Annotated in this window: 12 protein-coding genes and 1 pseudogene; 8 read left to right on the forward strand and 5 right to left on the reverse strand. The window is 73.2% G+C overall.

Annotated elements, in window-relative coordinates; translation table 11 throughout:
* The first annotated feature begins 163 nt into the window (after positions 1-163).
* From ACFE60_RS11500 to ACFE60_RS11520, 5 genes are all read left to right on the forward strand, one after another.
* Complete coding sequence (locus tag ACFE60_RS11500) at positions 164-1,153, forward strand: glycosyltransferase (RefSeq protein WP_375388996.1); 990 nt, start codon at positions 164-166, stop codon at positions 1,151-1,153.
* On the forward strand, positions 1,150-1,995 hold the full coding sequence (locus ACFE60_RS11505; protein WP_375388997.1) for a glycosyltransferase: 846 nt from the start codon (positions 1,150-1,152) through the stop codon (positions 1,993-1,995). Before ACFE60_RS11500 ends, ACFE60_RS11505 begins: the two co-directional genes overlap by 4 nt.
* Positions 1,996-2,170: 175 nt before the next feature.
* A complete protein-coding gene (gene glf, locus ACFE60_RS11510) occupies positions 2,171-3,328 on the forward strand; it encodes a UDP-galactopyranose mutase (RefSeq protein WP_375388998.1) in 1,158 nt (385 codons plus the stop codon).
* Complete coding sequence (locus ACFE60_RS11515; RefSeq protein ID WP_375388999.1) at positions 3,325-5,118, forward strand: CDP-glycerol glycerophosphotransferase family protein; 1,794 nt, start codon at positions 3,325-3,327, stop codon at positions 5,116-5,118. The genes glf and ACFE60_RS11515 overlap by 4 nt, the downstream gene beginning before the upstream one ends.
* Entirely contained in the window at positions 5,118-6,836 is a 1,719-nt protein-coding gene (locus ACFE60_RS11520) for a hypothetical protein (RefSeq protein ID WP_375389000.1), read from the forward strand. The genes ACFE60_RS11515 and ACFE60_RS11520 overlap by 1 nt, the downstream gene beginning before the upstream one ends.
* A 70-nt stretch (positions 6,837-6,906) precedes the next feature.
* Here ACFE60_RS11520 and ACFE60_RS11525 read toward each other — a convergent pair whose 3' ends face one another.
* Positions 6,907-8,319 (reverse strand): SDR family NAD(P)-dependent oxidoreductase, encoded by a 1,413-nt coding sequence (locus ACFE60_RS11525; protein WP_375389001.1) that lies wholly within the window; start codon positions 8,317-8,319, stop codon positions 6,907-6,909.
* 167 nt (positions 8,320-8,486) lie between these two features.
* Here ACFE60_RS11525 and ACFE60_RS11530 point away from each other — a divergent pair, with 167 nt between their 5' ends.
* Entirely contained in the window at positions 8,487-10,421 is a 1,935-nt protein-coding gene (locus ACFE60_RS11530) for a glycosyltransferase (protein ID WP_375389002.1), read from the forward strand.
* Positions 10,422-10,430: 9 nt separating this feature from the next.
* Here ACFE60_RS11530 and ACFE60_RS11535 read toward each other — a convergent pair whose 3' ends face one another.
* Positions 10,431-11,678, reverse strand: a complete 1,248-nt coding sequence (locus tag ACFE60_RS11535; RefSeq protein ID WP_375389003.1) for a hypothetical protein — start codon at positions 11,676-11,678, stop codon at positions 10,431-10,433.
* 262 nt (positions 11,679-11,940) lie between these two features.
* Complete coding sequence (locus ACFE60_RS11540; RefSeq protein ID WP_375389004.1) at positions 11,941-12,360, reverse strand: type II toxin-antitoxin system death-on-curing family toxin; 420 nt, start codon at positions 12,358-12,360, stop codon at positions 11,941-11,943.
* 109 nt (positions 12,361-12,469) lie between these two features.
* Here ACFE60_RS11540 and ACFE60_RS11545 point away from each other — a divergent pair, with 109 nt between their 5' ends.
* Entirely contained in the window at positions 12,470-12,901 is a 432-nt protein-coding gene (locus ACFE60_RS11545; RefSeq protein ID WP_375389005.1) for a hypothetical protein, read from the forward strand.
* A 10-nt stretch (positions 12,902-12,911) separates the two neighbouring features.
* Here the strand turns inward: ACFE60_RS11545 and ACFE60_RS11550 are convergent, their stop codons facing one another.
* Both ACFE60_RS11550 and ACFE60_RS11555 read right to left on the reverse strand, forming a co-directional pair.
* The gene (locus ACFE60_RS11550; protein ID WP_375389006.1) at positions 12,912-13,475 is read right to left on the reverse strand and encodes an acyltransferase; all 564 of its coding nucleotides are present in this window, start codon (positions 13,473-13,475) and stop codon (positions 12,912-12,914) included.
* 42 nt (positions 13,476-13,517) lie between these two features.
* Complete coding sequence (locus ACFE60_RS11555; RefSeq protein WP_375389007.1) at positions 13,518-14,915, reverse strand: sugar nucleotide-binding protein; 1,398 nt, start codon at positions 14,913-14,915, stop codon at positions 13,518-13,520.
* A gap of 139 nt (positions 14,916-15,054) precedes the next feature.
* On the opposite strand from ACFE60_RS11555, the pseudogene ACFE60_RS11560 reads away from it, so the two are divergent.
* Positions 15,055-15,274: pseudogene (locus ACFE60_RS11560) on the forward strand (hypothetical protein); the annotation flags it as partial.

The following is a 15,274-nucleotide window of genomic DNA, read 5'->3' on the forward strand; positions in this document are numbered from 1 at the left end:
GCTGGACCGCCGAGGGCGGCGCGAAGGCGAGCTCGAGGTGACCGTCGAGGCCCTGCGCGGCGACTCACCGGGCACGACGGCTGCGCGCCCCGGGGATCCAGGGCATGGTTACACTCGTGCAGCCGTGCGGAGCGGCGACGCAGGACCCGGATGCGAGGGCCAGGTGACCCCCACAGAGACCCCACGAGGCGACGCCCGGCCGGGCGCGCCGTCGGTGGTGGCCGTCGTCGTCGCCTACAACCGCCAGGAGCTGCTGCTGGAGGCGCTCGCGGCGCTGCGCGCCCAGTCCGCCCCGCTCACCGCGGTCGTCGTGGTCGACAACCACTCCGACGACGACTCGGCGACCGTCGCGCAGGACTTCTGGCCCGAGGTCGAGCTGGTGCAGCTGAGCCGCAACACGGGCGGCGCGGGCGGCTTCGCGACCGGCATGGCGGTCGCGATCGCGCGGCACGAGCCGGACTGGATCTGGGTGATGGACGACGACACCATCCCGACCGAGACGGCGCTCGCCGAGCTGCTCGAGGCGACCGACCGTCCCGACGTCGTGCTCGCCGGCAGCCGCGTCGTCTGGACCGACGGCAGCGACCACCCCATGAACACCCCGCGCAGGAACCCCTTCGCCAAGAAGGAGGAGCTGCGCGCGGCCGCCGAGCGCGGCGCGACCCCGGTGCGCTCGCTCTCCTTCGTCTCGATGCTCGTCTCCGCGAAGCGCGTCAAGGAGGCGGGCCTGCCGATCGCGGACTACTTCATCTGGAACGACGACTTCGAGTTCTCCACTCGCATGCTGCGCGGCGGCCGCGGGCTGTACGTGCCGGGCAGCGTCGTCGTGCACAAGACGAAGGCGCGCGCGAACACCGACGCCGACCCCGGCGCCCGCTTCTACTTCGAGGTGCGGAACAAGGTGTGGCTGATGGTCTTCAGCCGCGGCCTGAACCCGCTGGAGAAGGCCGTCTACATCGGCTCCACGCTGCGCCGCTGGGTGCGCACCTTCCGCGCCTCCCGGCAGCGGCGGTTCCTGTTCACGCAGCTGCGCCGCGGGCTCGTCGCGGGGTTCGGCAGCCGGCCCCGGCTGAACGCCGACGCGCTGTCCGACCTCGGCCCCGTCACCGAGGCCGTCGTGAAGGTGGAGGCGCCGGCTCGGCGAGCGGCGTGACCTCCGACTTCTCCCTCCTGCTGCCCGTCTACGCCCGCGACGACCCGGCGCAGCTGGTCCGCGCGTTCCGGTCCGCCGTCGACGAGCAGACCCTGCGGCCGACCGAGGCCGTCATCGTGCGGGACGGCCCCGTGCCCGCCGAGCTGGAGGCGCTGCTCGCCGAGCTGGTCGCCACGTCGCCGGTGCCGGCGCGGGTCCTGCCGCTGCCCGAGAACCTCGGCCTCGCCGACGCGCTGACGAAGGGGCTCGAGGTGTGCGCCCACGACGTGGTCGCGCGGATGGACGCGGACGACGTGGCGCTGCCCGAGCGGTTCGCGAAGCAGCTGGCGCTGCTCGACACCGGCTTCGACCTGGTCGGCGCGGGCCTGTACGAGTTCGTCGACGACGAGGACGTGACGATCGGCGTGCGCACCCCGCCGACCGGCGAGGAGCACATCCGCCGGTACGCGCGATTCCACGACCCCTTCAACCACCCGACGGTGGTGTACCGCCGCACCGCGGTGCGGGCGGCTGGCGGCTACGTGCCGGTCGGGCTGATGGAGGACTACTGGCTGTTCGCGCGGATGCTCGCGAGCGGCGCGCGCGCGGAGAACATCGCCGAGCCGCTCGTGAAGTACCGGGTCGGCGCGGGCGCGTACAAGCGCCGCGGCGGCCTGAAGCAGCTGGGCGCCGAGCTGCGGCTGCAGCGCCTGATGCGGCGGGCGGGCATCACGAGCCCGGCGCAGATGCTCCGCAACGTCGTCGTGCGGGGCGGCTACCGCCTCGTCCCGGAGGCGATCCGCAAGGTCGCGTACCGGGCGCTCCTCCAGCGCGGCTTCAAGCGCGGCGCCTCCGGGACCTGAGCTCGCCGATCCGGATTCCTTTCGCGGATCCGGATGGAATGCGCGACACGCCGGGCGCGGGGCCGCGGACGCGGCGTGTCGGCAGAACGATCCGGATCCGCGAAACCTCCCAGCGGATCGGCGGCACGCAGGACGGCCGCCGGTACGCTTGCCCCCCGATGACGGGGACACGCGCATGACGGATCTGCTGGTGGTCGGGTCGGGGTTCTTCGGGCTCACGGTGGCCGAGCGGATGGCCGACGCGTACGGGCTGGACGTGACGGTGATCGACCGCCGGGATCACATCGGCGGCAACGCGTACAGCGAGCGGGACCCGGACACCGGGATCGAGGTGCACCGGTACGGGGCGCACCTGTTCCACACCTCCAACGAGCGGGTCTGGGCGTACGTCAACCGCTTCTCCGCGTTCACCTCCTACGTCCACCGCGTCTACGCGAAGCACCGCGGGGAGGTGTTCCCGCTGCCGATCAACCTCGGCACGATCAACCAGTTCTTCCGTGCCGCGCACGGGCCGGCGGAGGCGCGGGCGCTCGTGGCGGAGCAGGCCGCGGAGCTGGGCGGGACCCCTCCGGAGCACCTGGAGGACAAGGCGATCAGCCTGATCGGGCGCCCGCTGTACGAGGCGTTCATCCGCGACTACACCGCGAAGCAGTGGCAGACCGACCCGAAGCAGCTGCCGGCCGACGTGATCAGCCGCCTCCCGGTGCGGTACACGTACGACAACCGGTACTTCGACGACACCCACGAGGGCCTGCCGGTCGACGGCTACACGGCGCTGCTCGAGCGCATGGCCGACCACCCGCGGATCACGGTGCACCTCGGCACCGACTTCTTCACCTCCGACGCCTACGGCAAGGCGAAGACGGTCGGGTCCGTCCCGATCGTCTACACGGGCCCGGTGGACCGGTACTTCGACTCGAGCCTGGGCGACCTCTCCTGGCGCACCCTCGACTTCGAGCGGGAGGTGCTGCCCGTCGGGGACTTCCAGGGCACCCCGGTGATGAACTACTCCGACCTCGACGTGCCCTACACGCGGATCCACGAGTTCAAGCACTTCCACCCGGAGCGGCAGAGCCCGGCCGACGCGACGGTGATCATGCGGGAGTACTCCCGCTTCGCCGAGCCGGGCGACGAGCCGTACTACCCGGTCAACCGGCCCGCGGACCGCAACCGCCTGCTGCGGTACCGCGAGTTCATGCAGGACGAGACCGATGTGTTCTTCGGCGGCCGGCTCGGCACCTACCAGTACCTCGACATGCACATGGCGATCGGCTCCGCGATCTCGATGGTCGAGAACCGCCTCGCCCCGCGGTTCGCGGGCACCGCGCCGTGAGCCGCCGCCGCCCAGCGATCGCGGCGGTCCGGTTCGGTCAGGACTCGAGCGACGTCCTCGACCTGGCCCTGGTCGGCGTGGTCGTCGTCGCGGCCGTCGTCGCGCTGCTCGTGGGCCTGTGGGGGATCGCGGTCCTCGGCGCCGTGCCGAGCCTCGCGGCCGACGTGCTGCGGGGGGAGCGCCCGCTCCGGCTGCGGCGGCTCGTGCGCCGCGTGCTGCTGGACCGGCCGGAGCGGTCCCTGGTCCGCAACGGCTCGGTGGCCGCCGCGGTCGCCGCGACGCCGCCGACCAGCGTGTTCGCGAACCTCGCGTTCCTGCTGATCGCGGTCATGGTGCTGCACCTCGCGCTCACCGCGTACACGGCCCTCGGCGTGCGCCGCACCCAGCGCGAGCGGGCCGGCATCACCTGGCGGCACCTGCAGGTGGCGGGGGAGACGGAGGGGCCGGGCGAGCTGCCCGACCCGGTGCAGGACCGCCTGCCGGTCGACGGGCTGCGCCTGCTGACCGCCTCCGAGGTGCTGGTGCTGGGAGGCTTCGCGCTCGCCGCGGCCGGCGTCGGCGTGCTGCCGTGGCTGCTCGCGCTCGTCGTGCTGGCGATCACGGGCTGGACCCTGTGGACGGCCTGGCGCGCCTGGGGCCCGCGGGGCGGCCACCGCGTGCGCGACAGCGACGTGTCGGTCGCGCAGGCAGTCGCGGACCTCGCGCCGGAGGTGGTCCTCTACTTCTCCTCGCCGGCGGACGGCACCTACGCCCTCGGGGTCTGGGCGTCCGTCATCAACGCCTGCGAGCGCCCCGTGCTGGTCGTGCTGCGCGAGCCGGCCCACCTCGCCGGCGTCGAGACGATCCTGAAGCCGACGATCGTGGTGCCGACGGTCACCGACCTCGTCGCCGTCACCCCGCTGTCGGTCCGCGTCGTGCTGTACCCGACGAACGTCGTGAAGAACAACGAGATGATCCGCATCCCGGGGCCGATGCACTGCTTCATCGGCCATGGCGACAGCGACAAGGTCGGCAGCTTCAGCCCCCTGAACCGCATGTACGACGAGATCTGGGTCGCCGGCCGGGCCGCGGTCGAGCGGTACGCGGCCGTCGACGAGGGCATCGACCTGAACGTCGTGCGGCCCGTCGGCAGGCCGCAGCTGGCCGACATCCGCCGCGCGGCACCGGAGGCGGCGATGGACGGGCACCGCCTCACCGTGCTGTACGCGCCGACGTGGGAGGGCTTCTTCGACGAGGCCGACTACTCCTCCGTCGCGGCGCTGGGGGAGCGGATCGTGCAGGGCTGCCTCGACGCGGGCGCGGACGTGCTGTTCAAGCCGCATCCCCTCACCGGCCACCGGCTGCCGGAGGCGGGCAAGGCGCGGGAGGCGATCGACGACCTCGTGCGCAAGGCCGGCGGCGGCAGCGAGGTCGTCGCGCCCTCGCCGAACTCGCTGTACGAGGCGTTCAACCGCGCCGACCTGCTGATCAGCGACATCTCCAGCGTCATCACCGACTTCCTCGCGTCCCGCAAGCCCTACGCGGTGTCGAACCGGCGGGACGTCCCGGACCTCGAGTTCCGCCGCCTGTTCCCCTCCGCCTCCGCGGCGGAGCTGCTGGGCAGCGACCTCGCCGCGCTGCCGGCCGCGCTCGCGGATGCGGCGGGGGCCGACCCGCGCCGCGCCCAGCGGGAGGCGCTGGCGATGCACCTGCTCGGACCCGAGGGCGACCCGATGGTCGTCTTCCTCAGGGAGATCGACGACTTCGTCGCCCGGTCCGACGCCCGCCTGGCCGGGACGGTGCGGCGCTGATGCGGCAGCTGCGGCGTGCCGGGATCACCGCCGGCCTAGGGCTCGCGTACCTGCTGCTGCTGGTCGGCGCGGTCATCCCGGTGCCGATCCTGTTCCTCCTGGCCGCGACGGCCGCGGTCGTGGCGGAGCTGGTGCTGTCGCGCCGAGCCCCGTACCTGCTGCCGGAGGCGCTGAACACGGGCCTGGGCATCCGGTTCCGGGTGCTCTCCCTCGACGTGCTGACGGCGCTGCTGGCCGCGCGGCTGCTGCCCGACGCCGGCGGGATCGTGGCGCTCGCGGTGGTCGCGGTGCTGCTGCTGGCCGCGGGCCGCGACCTGGCCGGGATCTTCGCGCGCCGCCTCCACTGGCGCCGCGGCGGCGGGCCCGTCAGCTGGCGCAACCTCGACGTCGCGGGCATCCCAGAGCCGCGCAGCTACCCGCCGGTGCCGGAGCTGGACCTGCCGTTCGCGCTGCTGGGGCTGCTGATCCCGCTCGGGTACGCGATCGGCTCGGTCACGGACCGGTTCGGCGCGGCGATCGCGGCGCAGTGGCTCGTGATCGGGATCGTGCTCGTGTTCCTGGGCGCCCGCGTCGTGCAGTACCTGGTGCTGGACCGGCCGGACGAGGCCGTGCGGGAGGCGGTGCGCGCCGCCATCGAGCGCGGTGCCCCGGAGGTGGTCCTGCACCACGCTGGGCGGCCCGGGACCGCGGAGCAGGTGCTGCTGTGGGTCGGTCCGCTGCGCGCGCTCGAGCGGCCGGCGCTGATCGTGGTCCGCGAGGGCATCCACCTCGACGCGCTGAAGGGGTGCGGCATCCCGGTCGTCTGGGCGCCGCGCAGCCAGGACGTCGAGCTGTTCATGGTCGGCACGGTCGACCTCGCGCTGTTCACCAGCGACTCCACCAACATCAACAACCACCTGCTACGGGTGCCGGGCATCTACGACGTGCTCGTCGGGCACGGCGACTCCGACGAGCCGGAGTCGAGGAGCCCCATCGCGCGCATGTACGACGAGGTCTGGGTCGCGGGCGCGCTCGGTCGCGAGCGGTACGCGTACCCGGTGAGCGGCGTGCCCGCGTCGAAGCTGAAGGAGATCGGCCCGGTGCGGCCGCCGCGCCCCGCCTCCCCTCCCGCCTCCCGGCGCCCGACCGCGGTGTACGCGCCGACGTGGGAGAACGTCGTGGAGGCGGTCGACCTGTCGTCCCTGGTGGCGAAGGGGCCGCGGATCCTGGAGGCGCTGCTGGCCCGGCAGGACGTGCGGACGATCTTCGTGCCCGCGGCACCGACCGGCGCGCGCGTCCCGGCGTTCGCGGTCGCGGAGGCGCGCCTGCGGCAGCGCATCGCCGCGGCCGGCGCCGATCATGCGGCCTGGCCGCCGAGCCGCCTCGCGGAGGCGCTCGCGTCGGCGTCGTTCGCGGTCGTCGACGTCTCGACCGCCCTCGCCGAGGCGGTCCGGGCGGACGTGCCGTTCGCGGTGCCGGCCGTCGGCGGCCTCGACGACGCGGCGATGGCGGAGGACTTCCCCTCCACGGTCGCGGGCACCCTGCTCCGCGACCTGCCGAAGGACGTCTTCGCGGCGCTGGACGACGCGCTCGGCGCGGACGTGCACGCGGCGGACCGCCTGGCGCTCGGCCGGCGCCTCGACTCCGTCGGCGACTTCCAGGCCCGCTTCCGCAGCGCGGTCGACGAGGCGATCGCGGCGCAGCGCCGCCGCCGCGCCTTCGCGCGCCCCACCTCCTAGTTGCGCCGCTGAGGGACAGTTGCTGCTGCCCAGCGCCGGGCAACTGTCCCTCAGCGGCTCAGGAGGCCCCTCAGGCGGGCTGCGGGGCGGCGTCGCGGCGCCGGACGTCCACGATCTGGCCCGTCACGGGGGAGAGGAGGGTGTCGATGGAGGCCATCGCGACGGTCTCCGCCGCCAGCAGGGTGCCGGCGGGCTCCTCGCCGAACGCCTTCGTCCGCATCCCCGTCGCCGTGCGCTCCGGGTTGATGCAGTTCACCCGCACGCCGGCCTCGGCCCACTCCTCCGAGAGCGACTGCGTGAGGTTCACCGTCGCGGCCTTCGTCGCCGAGTACATGCCGTAGTTCGCGCGGCCGCGCGTGTAGGAGGAGGAGGTGAAGTAGAGCAGCTGCCCCTTGGTCTCCTTGAGGTGCGGCAGCGCCTCCTGGGCGATGATGATCGGCCCCAGCAGGTTGACCTGGATGGTCTTCTTCACGGCCTCGTGGCTGAACGTCTCCAGGCCGCCCATCTCGAGGATCCCGGCCGAGTTCACCACGTAGTCGATGCGGCCGCTCTCGCGCTTCGCCTCCTCCAGCGCGGCCCGCACGCGCTTGCGCTTGCGGATGTCGGTGCCGGTGGAGGAGCGGGAGTACGAGAACACCGCGGCGCCGAACCGCTGCGCCGCGTCGGCGATCGCGGCGCCGATGCCCTCGCTCCCGCCGAACACGACGACGGTCTTGCCGGTCAGCGCGGCCTCCCGCTCGCTCGAGGACAGGCCCTCCGCCTCCGCGGTCTTCAGCTGGAACAGCTTGTCCGCGATGAACACGTCGATCGACTCGGTGATCTTCATGTTCTCGTCGGAGCCGGCGACGACCGCGATCGGCACGTCGGGCGTGTACTTCAGCACGACGGTGCAGTCGTCGGTGGCGACGAAGTTCTTGTCCCGGCCGGCCCGGTCGTAGGCCTTCCGGATCGCGGAGGCGAGGAACGCCTGCGGCGTCTGGCCGCGGCGGAGGAGGGCGCGCGGCGGCACGTCGACCAGCACGTTCGTCTCGGTGTTGATCTGGATGATCGTGTCCGCGGAGGGGATCGCCACGTCGACCGCGCCGTAGTGGTCGAGCGCCTCCACGCAGTCCTGCAGGATCCGCTCGTCCACGAACGGCCGCACCGCGTCGTGGAAGAGCACCTTGCACTCGCCCTCGCCCAGCTGCGCGAGGGCGAGCCGGGTGGTGTCGTTGCGGGTGGCGCCGCCGGGGTGCACGCTGCGCAGCTTCGGGTACCGCCCGGAGGCGATCAGGTCCTCGACGGCGTGCATGTGGTTCGGCTCCATCATCACGAGGATCTCGTCGATGCAGCCGGCGGCGTCGACCGCGGCGATGGTGTGCTCGATGATCGGCTTGCCCGCGATGCGGGCGAGCTGCTTCGGCATGCCGAGCCCCGCTCGCACGCCGACGCCGCCCGCCAGGATCACCGCGACCGTCCTCAAGCGCTGCTCCTGCGTAGCCATGGCGCGAAGCCTAACCGGGGCCCCCGTACCGACGTCGTCCCGGGCCCCGGCGTGCTCCGCATGAACACGACCTGGACGGAGCGGGTCGTCTTGGAACTTCCTCCGGATGCGTCCGAGTACCCTTTCGGGTCGGCCTCGGCGGTCCGGCCAGCACGCTCAGGAGCCCCATGTCCCCCTCCCTCCGGATCTCGGTCGTGATCGCGGCGTACGCGCCCGGCGCGGCCTTCGACCGGGTGATCGACTCCCTCGATGCGCAGACCCTGCCGCAGGACGAGTTCGAGACGATCGTCATCGACGACGGCTCGCCGGACGACACGTTCGAGCGGCTCACCGCCCTCGCGGCGACCCGGGCGAACATGCGGGTCGAGCGGATCGAGAACTCCGGCTGGCCGAGCCGGCCGCGCAACGTGGCGACCGGGATCGCCCGCGGCGAGCACGTCTTCTTCATGGACCACGACGACTCGCTGTACCCGGACGCGCTGCGCCGGATGGCGGAGTACGCCGCGGAGACCCGAGCGGACGTGCTGAGCCCCAAGGAGTCGAAGACCTCCGACGCCTGGTGGTGCATGCCGGCGCTGAAGGACGGCAACGTCCCGAACGCCGTCGTCGACGGCGGCATCGACCGGCTGCTGCCGATGGTGCCCCACAAGCTGTACCGCCGCGCCTTCCTGCAGCAGCACGGCATCCGCTTCCCGGAGGGGCGCCGGCAGCTGTGGGAGGACATCTACGTCAACGTGGCGGCCTGGCGGCACGCGGAGCGCGTCGCCGTGCTCGCGGACACACCCGTCTACCTGTGGCATGCGAGCGCCTCCAACAACTCCCGCACCTACGGCCCGCGGGACGAGGAGTTCTGGGACCGGCTCGACGAGCTGCTCGCGTTCATCGACCGCACCCTCGACGGCCCGGAGCACGCGGAGGCGCGGGGCTCCGCGCTGCTGCACCAGCTGCGCGGCCGGGTGCTGCTGCGGCTCAGCAAGGCGCTGCAGCGGGCCGACGCGGCGGAGACCGCCATGGCGATGCGGCGCGCCCGCGCGATCCAGGCGCGCTACCTGCCCGAGGCGTGGGAGCCGCTGCTCGGCAGGCAGGTGCGCGCCCGGTCGGTGCTGCTGCGCGCGGACCGGCCCGACCTGCTCGCAGCGCTGTGGGCGGTCGACGGGGACACGCGCTCCCGGGTGACCGCGACGCGGATGGAGTGGCGGGACGGGCGGCTGCACCTGACGCTCGAGGCGGCGTGGCAGACGAAGGCGGGGGAGCCGGTCGGCCTGGTCCGGCAGGGCGACCGGCTGCTGCGGGACCTGCCGGCCGAGCTGCGGCAGGCGCTGCCGGACGACGTCGTCGACATGACCGACACCCTGCCGCTCGTCGACCTCTCGCTCGCCGTGCGCGACCGGGCGGCCGCGGTGACGTGGCGGCTGCCGGTCGAGCAGGAGGCGCGCTGGATCGATCTCGAGGACGGCCGCGTCGAGCTGGGCGTCTCGGCCACCGCCGTGCTCGACCCGGCGACGCTCGCCCTCGGGCGCCCGATGGCGGTCGGCGTGCACGACCTCGTCGCCACCTTGGCGTGGGACGGCGCGGAGCGCGCGAGCGCCGTGCGGTTCACCGGGACGGCGGCGCCCGCCGTGCCGGCGGGCGGCACGGTCGTCGCGTACGGGTCCAGGAAGGGCACCCTCGCGCTCGACTCCTCCGCTACCCTGCGGAACGTGCTCGCCGACGGCGGCGCGCCGAACGGCCCCGTGCAGGGCGACCGGAGCGCGCTGCGGCTCCCGCTGCCCCGCATCCGTGTGTCCGATGCGGCGGACCTGCCCGCCGCCGCCCGGCTCCTCCCCGCCGACGGCGCGGAGGAGGTCGTGCTGCACGGCCGGTTCCGTGCCGACGCGGCCGGCGCGGTGCTCGACCTCGAAGCCGGGCCGCCTCTGCCGGACGGGGCGTGGACGCTGGGGCTCCGCCTCGGCGACGGCCCGTTCCTCGGCGCGAGGAGGGCGTCCGTCGCCGACGGCGTGCTGACGCTCGTGCCGAAGGCGGGAGTCGCACCGCCGCCTCCGCCGCCCGCGACCGGGGCGATCCGGATCATCAACGCGGTCCGCCGCCGCCTGGGCGGGTAGCGGCCGGGCTCAGCCCTGCTCGGCGCCGCGAAGCGACCGCGTCCTCGGCCCCTCCGTGTGCGACATCGTCGTCCCCGAAGGCGGTGCGATCATCCGGCCGATGCCGCTGATCGGCGCGAGGCCTCGCAGCGCGCCCGTCTCGCGGAACAGCTCCCGCAGCACGAAGGCGATGATGACGCCTTCGGCGATCGCCGTGACGCCGAGCGAGAGCACGGGATCGGCCTTGAAGAGGAAAGGCACGTAGGCGAGCAGGGCGATCAGCTGTGCGGCGAGGGCGTAGGCCACGAGCCGTCGGCGCAGGAAGGCGCAGAGGAACAGCAGGACGTTACCGACGAAGAAGTACCGCTCGTGCATCAGCGGCAGCACCCAGGGCGCGAGCAGCGTCAAGGACGTCGCGAACAGCAGCGCTCCCTGCATGGAGAGTCCGTAGCGGCGGGACGCTCTCAGGACCAGGGCCGTGAGCACCGACATCACGGCGATCGCGAAGTACAGCCCTGCGGATTTGATGAGGTCGTGGTGGGACTCGGGGAACAGCGCGTACAGGCTCGGCGCGTTCATGGTCAGGTCCGCCGGCGTGTTGGCCTGGTCGAGGTAGATCGACGCGAGGGAGATCGGGCTGCGCCCTGCGATGAGGGCCGGGACGTCCGCGGCGATCACGACGATGGCGGCGACGAGAGCGCTTCGCAGCTTCCAGCGGCTCGCAAGATGCACGACCACGATCAGGGGGAGCACGAACGCCGCCTGCAGCTTGAAGGACAGCGCCAGCCCCAGGATCGCCCAGGTGACGACCTCCCGGTTCGCCATCGCTGCCACGATCGTCCACACGACGAGCGCGCCGTAGGTGGAGTCGGCTTGCCCCCACGCCGCCGAGTTCAGCAGCACCTCGGGGAGCAGCAGGACGAGACCGCCGACCAGCAGCGCGCCCGTCCTTCCGGCGCCGAACCTGCGGATCAGCGTCATGCAGCCGACCGCGAGCGCCAGGTCCGAGACCAACCCGACCAGCTTCACCCAGGTGAGCGCATCGAACGGAGTCAGGGTTCCGACGTACAGCAGGTAGAGGTACGGCATGTTGTAGTTCGCGAAGGAGTCCCCGAGCCCCGAGAACCCGTGCTGCGCGAGGTACGCCGTCCACGGCTCGAGGCAGTAGACGAAGTCGTTGGTCTCCCAGGGCAGCAGCGCGTTCCGTGCCGCGATGAGGGACAGCAGGACGACCGCGACGAGCGCCACCTCCGCCCACGAGACGGTGCGAAGCGTCATCAGAGCGCGACCGGCGGCGTCCCGCCACGCCGGCAGCGACTCCCGAAGTGCTCGAAGGTCGGTCGCCGGGCGCATCGGGTTGGCGTTGGTCGTCACATGACCCATGTTCGGGGGGCGGACCGGCGTTTCCGCCCATTGCGTGATCGCGTGTCGGCAGAGGGAGGCCGGCTCCGGCTCCGGCGCCGGCAGCGTTCGACGGGCGCGCGGATGCGGTCGGCGAGCCGCTCGGTGCGAGGTGGACCGGCGGGCCTCGCGGCCGGGCTCAGCTCTGGCTGGGCCCGATGCGCGCGTGGAGGCGGTGGGCCAGCTCGTTCGTCGCCAGGTAGCCCTGCTGCACCTCCCGCAGCAGCGAGAAGATCTCGTTGTCGCTGAAGTGCACCGTCCTGCCGTTCAGCTCGAGGAACACGTTCGTCGCGAGCCAGGCGAGGCGCTTGTTGCCGTCGAACAGCGCGTTGTTCCGCGCCAGGCTCTCCATCAGCGCCGCGGCCTTCATCGCGAGCGGCGTGTAGACGTCCATCCCGCGGTACTTCAACGACGGACGGTCGACGGCGCCGATCAGCAGGCCGAGGTCCCGCACGGCCTCCCGCAGCGGGGACTCGCTGAACATCTCCACGATCTGCACCACGTCGTCGATGGAGAGGTACTCCGTCTGCACGGTGCGGGACGCGTACGGATCGGACACACGGCTCCAGTCGAACCGGCGCGGATGCGCGCGGCAGGTCGGGCGAGCGCGCCCCGGCGAGACGCGCGCCACCAGGGTACCGAGCGGTGCGGTGGGGCAGGATCGTCGTGTGGATCGCGGACAGGACTGGCAGCGGCTGTGCGCGCTGCTCGACGACGACGAGGCCGTCTGGGAGGCGGTCGAGGAGGCGCTCGCGCAGGGCGACGACCCGTGGGAGGCGCTGCTCGACGGGCTCGACGACGCGGGAGCGCTGGCGTACCTGCAGTCGGACGACACCGGGATGGAGCTGACCGACGCGCTCGTGCAGCTGCCCCGCGTCTACGCGCTGCAGCCCGACCTGGACGCGGCGACGGACACCGACGACCTCGTCGAGGCGATGCGCGCGGCGGACGGGGCGCTCGCCTCCGGCGACCTGCGGCTGCTGCGCCTCGTGGAGGAGGACGACGACGCCTCCTGGCCCGTCGTCGTCGTGCCGGCGGACCTGCAGAGCGAGATCCGGTCGCTCGCCGAGGGGCTCGGCCACACCGCGACCGGGGCCTGAGCGGCCGGCTCTACCAGAAGCGCAGCTTGCTCGCCGCCGGGGCCAGCTCGTACCGCAGGTCCCTGCGGCGGTCGGCGATGCGCTTCGCGGGCACCCCGCCGACGAGCGTGAACGGCTCCACGTCCTTCGCGACGACCGCGCCGGCAGCGACGACGGCGCCCTCGCCGATGGTCACGCCGGGCAGGACCGTGACGCGGGTGCTGATCCACGCGCGGTCGCCGATGGTCACCGGAGCCCACTCGTACGCGAAGTCCGGGTCGTTCCAGCCGTGCTGCGCGGACCAGATGTTGACGGCCGTCGACAGGTTCACGTCCGAGCCGATCGTGAGGCCGCCGCGGGCGTCGAGGATCGCGTTCTCGCCGACGGAGGTGCGCTCGCCGATCCGCAGGTTGCCGGCGGACCGCACCTGGAAGCCGTGGTACAGCGTCGCCGTCGGGGCGATCTGCGCGCCCCACCCCCGCAGCAGGGCGACGCGGGCGGCGTGCACCGGCACCTTCGCCACGACGCTCAGCGAGACCATCTCCGCGCTCTCCCGATGCGGCCGGACGACTCGTCTCAGGAGGCTCATGGGCATCGATTATCCGTGCGCGGCGGTCGGGGACCCGTGAGCGCGGGGTCAGGACGTCAGGTAGCGCACGAGCGCCGCGTCCTGCTGCTGCGGCTCGAACCCGGTCGCGCGGATCCTCGCGAGGTCGAGCGTCGACCGGAGGGGACGCGGTGCGATGCCGGCCCTCCCCGCGAAGTACGCCGCGGTGGTCGTGCCGGTGACGCGAGCCGGGTCGTGCCCGGTCGCGGCGAAGACCTGCCGCGCGACGTCCGCCCAGCTGACCGGGTCGCCGTCGTTCGAGACGTTGTACGTCCCGGGGGCGGGCCGGACGGCGAGCAGGTGGGCGATGGCGCGCGCGATCTCGGTCGCGAACGTCAGCCGGCCGACCTGGTCGTCGACGACGGCCGGGTCGACGCCGCGCTCGGCCAGGGACGCCATGGTCCGCACGAAGTTGCCGCCGTCGCCGATGACCCAGCTGGTGCGCACGACGTAGTGGTCGGGGACGGTGCCGACGATCGCGTCGCCGGCGGCCTTGGTCTGCCCGTACACGCCCAGCGGGCTGGCGGGCTCGTCCTCGCGGTGCTCGTCGACGGTGCCGTCGAACACGTAGTCGCTGGAGACGTGCACGAGCGTGATCCGGTTCGCGGTCGCGACGCGGGCGAGCTCGGCGACCCCGGTGACGTTGACGGCCCAGGCGTCCCGCCGTCCCTCCGGCGTCTCGGCCGCATCCACGGCGGTGTACGCAGCGGCGTTGACGATGGCGGCGTAGTCCCGCCAGCGCCGGGGCGGCCAGGAGCCGGGTCGGGCGAGGTCGAGGTCCGCGCGAGTCGTGAACTCCGCGTCGGGCAGCACGGCGCGCAGCGCCCGGCCGAGCTGCCCGTCGCCGCCCAGCACCAGGGTCCGGCGCCCGCGCATCGGCACGACGTCCGCGAGGCGGGGGTGCGCGAGGTCCTTCGCGGAGATCTCGGCCTCCTCGAGCGGGATCGGCCAGTCGATCGCCGCCGTCTCGTCCGCCAGGTTGAGGAACGTGTAGGCCGCGTCCGGCGACCAGTGGTCGTTGACCAGATAGGCGTACGCGGTGCCGGGTTCGAGGGTCTGGTAGCTGTTGCCGACGCCCCGGGGGACCAGGATCGCCTGCGAGGCGTCCAGCTCGGCGGTGAAGACCGCGCCGAACGTCGGCCCGTGGCGCAGGTCGACCCAGGCGCCGAAGATGCGTCCCGTCGCGACCGACACGTACTTGTCCCACGGCTCGGCGTGGATCCCGCGGGTGGTGCCCGCCGCGTCGTTGAACGAGATGTTGTTCTGCACCGGCCCGAGGTCGGGCAGCCCGAGCGCGAGCAGCTTCTCGCGCTGCCAGTTCTCCTTGAACCAGCCCCGGCCGTCGCCGGGGACGGGCAGGTCCACCAGGACCAGGCCGGGGATCGGCGTCGTGGTGGTCTGCAGGGTGCGGTCGTGCCGGAGGGTCACGCCCTCACGGTACCGACGCCGCCCCGGGCTTCCCTCCGGCGGCGCCGCTGCGCGCGCCCGCGGCGACCCTCCGGCGTTTCTCGCCCCCGATCGGGGGGCGGGAGGTGACGATGTCCTCCGACTTCGAGAGGTTCCTGCGATGACCACCCAGACGATGCGCGTGTCCCCGGTCGTGGCGACCCGAACCTTGCCGAGGCCCGTGGTGGAGCCGCTGCTGGCGGGTCTCGCCGCGGCCGTGCTCACGGCGGCCGGGACATGGATCCCGTCCTCCTCCGGCGACGAGTCCGCGACGGCGGCCGCGATCGGCCGATCCCTGCCGGACCTGCTCAGGATGACGACCGGCTCGGTGGACGCCGTCC

The sequence above is a fragment of the uncultured Amnibacterium sp. genome (assembly GCF_964245895.1).
Lineage (GTDB): Bacteria > Actinomycetota > Actinomycetes > Actinomycetales > Microbacteriaceae > Amnibacterium.

What these genes read in the sequence shown, in the direction of transcription:
- ACFE60_RS11530 (WP_375389002.1), top strand. Translation starts at nt 8,487, where the DNA reads ATGTCCCCCTCCCTCCGGATCTCGGTCGTGATCGCGGCGTACGCGCCC.
- ACFE60_RS11550 (WP_375389006.1), bottom strand. Translation starts at nt 13,475, where the DNA reads ATGCCCATGAGCCTCCTGAGACGAGTCGTCCGGCCGCATCGGGAGAGC.
- ACFE60_RS11525 (WP_375389001.1), bottom strand. Translation starts at nt 8,319, where the DNA reads ATGGCTACGCAGGAGCAGCGCTTGAGGACGGTCGCGGTGATCCTGGCG.
- glf (WP_375388998.1), top strand. Translation starts at nt 2,171, where the DNA reads ATGACGGATCTGCTGGTGGTCGGGTCGGGGTTCTTCGGGCTCACGGTG.
- ACFE60_RS11520 (WP_375389000.1), top strand. Translation starts at nt 5,118, where the DNA reads ATGCGGCAGCTGCGGCGTGCCGGGATCACCGCCGGCCTAGGGCTCGCG.
- ACFE60_RS11535 (WP_375389003.1), bottom strand. Translation starts at nt 11,678, where the DNA reads ATGACGCTTCGCACCGTCTCGTGGGCGGAGGTGGCGCTCGTCGCGGTC.